The organism is Pseudoalteromonas sp. BZK2 (assembly GCF_014349195.1).
In the GTDB taxonomy this organism is placed as follows: Bacteria; Pseudomonadota; Gammaproteobacteria; order Enterobacterales; family Alteromonadaceae; genus Pseudoalteromonas; species Pseudoalteromonas simplex.
This window is the reverse complement of sequence record NZ_JACSOG010000079.1, coordinates 1-1,584: the sequence shown is the minus strand read 5'-3', so window position 1 is coordinate 1,584 and position 1,584 is coordinate 1. Positions and strand designations below refer to the sequence as shown.

General features: G+C 39.6%; 3 protein-coding genes. All 3 read left to right on the top strand.

Annotated elements, in window-relative coordinates; all coding sequences use genetic code 11:
- Positions 1 to 118 precede the first annotated feature (118 nt).
- Positions 119 to 466, top strand: coding sequence for a hypothetical protein (locus BIZ38_RS21620; protein WP_187491288.1), 348 nt, complete (start codon positions 119 to 121; stop codon positions 464 to 466).
- 112 nt (positions 467 to 578) lie between these two features.
- Positions 579 to 857: a hypothetical protein gene (locus tag BIZ38_RS21615; RefSeq protein WP_187491287.1), complete on the top strand. Its 279-nt coding sequence runs from the start codon at positions 579 to 581 to the stop codon at positions 855 to 857.
- Positions 858 to 983: 126 nt separating this feature from the next.
- Positions 984 to 1,406, top strand: coding sequence for a hypothetical protein (locus BIZ38_RS21610; RefSeq protein ID WP_187491286.1), 423 nt, complete (start codon positions 984 to 986; stop codon positions 1,404 to 1,406).
- Positions 1,407 to 1,584 lie beyond the last annotated feature (178 nt).

Below are 1,584 nucleotides of genomic sequence, written 5' to 3'. Positions count from 1 at the left end.
TGTTTAGTTATTTGACAAACTAATTATGGCTCTGGCTTTGTATTAAGCTAACCCACGAAAAGCGGAGGCTAGCACCGTGTGGGAGTCATTATGTCTATAAGCCAAGGGAAGTTCGGTGATGAAATCGATAATCGGAAAATTTGATGTGTTAAGCGTGTTTGCAGCGTGGACACTTTTGCTAGTTTTCTTTGTATCTTTGGCTTATGGGAAAATTTTTTCCGAACCTGATGCTAGTGCAACTCATTTAGTCTATTTGTTTGGTGCTTTCTTTTGTGCAGTATTAGTTCACATTGTTTTGGCACTTTTTAACCGTTGTCCTCATTGCAATAAGTGTTTAACTGTTCAAGGTTTTAAGAAGCCTCACCCAGCTTCAAGTGGTAGTTGGGATAAAGTAGTTTGGCGCTGGTTTTCTGGTTCTATTGTATGTATTCATTGCGGGCAAAGAGTGGCAACCAATGGCTTATAACAAGTTGCTCAAGTTCGTTCGTAAACTCACTGGGACAATTAACCGTTGGCTTGGCGCTTCGCACAAGTTTAGCCAACAGTCAATTGCCCCTTAGCAAAGCGTTAGGTTACTAATGAGTACAGATATAGAACCGATGTATATTGATTGCGGTAAGCATGGAAAGCGAGTGGCTGCCGTACTATGTGGTCATCTTGTCAAACCTGAGGGAGAGCCTCTCGGTTTCATTGAAAATTCAAGCGTTCCAAATGATCTTCAAGCTTGGTGTTATCAATGTGAGGCTGTTTTTGAGGAAGAGGACGGCATGACAGAAAAATTCAGAGAATTTAATCAAATGTCAGTTGTATGTGTTAACTGTTATGTACAAGCTGCACAGTATCACAACGTAGATTGAGGTTCGTAACCTAACAAGCTGTTTAAAATGGACGCCTTACTGCTTGGCTGGCGCTCATTCTTCGCTAATTTTAGCCAAGCGTAATCCGCCCATTAACAGGGCGTTATACGTTTCTCAGGGATGGTTATGAATTTAAAGCCTTTTCAAATTACTTTACTCTTCTTTATCACTTTATTTCTTGTAGCCTGTTCTGTTGCCTCAAAATTCGAGATTTATAACAACACTGGCGTAGAAATAACACTCACATTAAATAAAGGTGATTATTCAGCGTCATATAATATAAAGCCAGCAAGCTCTATCACTATAGATTATTGGGATTTACCTAATGGTGCAAAAGCAACTGTTAAATCCAATAATTTTAGTTGGGAATTTTTGCCAGAATATGTAAGTCACAGTTTTGCAAAGCGTTCAATGATACCAAGTTACAACTTGTTTAAATTACAAATTGATCTAAGCGGAACCGTTTATGTTGTTGCGCCAGAATCAGATTTTCCTGCTCAACAACACGTTGAGCAACCTGAGTTTTACCCATTGCAAACACACAATTAAAAACGTATAACAATCGCATTAAGGGTGGACGCAAAAAGCTTGGCTGCGCTCATTCTTCGCTATTATAGCCAAGCTTTATTGCGCCACTTATGCGGGCGTTGGTATGACTCCCACAGTCAAGTTAAACGCACTGATCCTTGCCTAACTTTTTAAGCCATAATTTCTTCAGCTCGAATTA